This window comes from Alcanivorax sp. HI0044 (assembly GCF_001634945.1).
The window spans coordinates 1-923 of record NZ_LWEZ01001643.1 but is presented as its reverse complement, the minus strand read 5'-3'; the positions used below and the strand labels follow the sequence as shown (position 1 = coordinate 923).

At 60.9% G+C, this 923-nt stretch carries 1 pseudogene; it reads left to right on the top strand.

Going from position 1 to position 923, the window contains the following annotated elements:
* Positions 1-923, top strand: a pseudogene (locus tag A3730_RS24740) (ATP-grasp domain-containing protein); the annotation flags it as partial.

Here is a 923-nt window from a genome sequence, read left to right as displayed (position 1 = left end):
AAGGCGCTGCGGGAAGAGGGTTTCCGGGTGATTCTGGTGAACTCCAACCCGGCCACCATCATGACCGACCCGGCCATGGCGGATGCCACCTACATCGAGCCGATTACCTGGCAGACCGTGGCCAAGATCATCGAGAAGGAGCGCCCGGACGCGCTGCTGCCCACCATGGGTGGTCAGACCGCACTGAACTGTGCCCTGGACCTGGACCACAATGGGGTGCTGAAAGAGTTCGGCGTGGAAATGATTGGCGCCACCGAAGATGCCATCGACAAGGCGGAAGATCGCTCCCGCTTCGACAAGGCCATGAAAGCCATCGGCCTGGAATGTCCGCGTTCTGCCATTGCCCATAACATGGAAGAGGCCAACGCGGCCCTGCAAGACCTGGGTTTTCCCTGCATTATCCGCCCCAGTTTCACCATGGGTGGCTCCGGCGGTGGTGTGGCGTATAACCGGGAAGAATTCGAGGAAATCTGCCAGCGTGGTCTGGACCTGTCGCCCACCAACGAGCTGTTGATCGACGAGTCCCTGCTGGGCTGGAAAGAGTACGAGATGGAAGTGGTCCGCGACAAAAAGGACAACTGCATCATCGTGTGCTCCATCGAGAACTTTGACCCCATGGGTGTGCACACCGGTGACTCCATCACCGTGGCGCCGGCGCAGACGCTCACCGATAAAGAGCTGCAGATCATGCGCGACGCCTCTCTGGCGGTGCTGCGTGAGATCGGTGTGGAAACCGGTGGTTCCAACGTGCAGTTCGGCATCAATCCGGACAACGGGCGCATGGTGGTGATCGAAATGAACCCGCGGGTGAGTCGATCTTCCGCGCTGGCCTCCAAGGCCACCGGCTTCCCGATCGCCAAGGTGGCCGCCAAGCTGGCGGTGGGTTACACCCTGGATGAGCTGCAGAACGAGATCACCGGCGG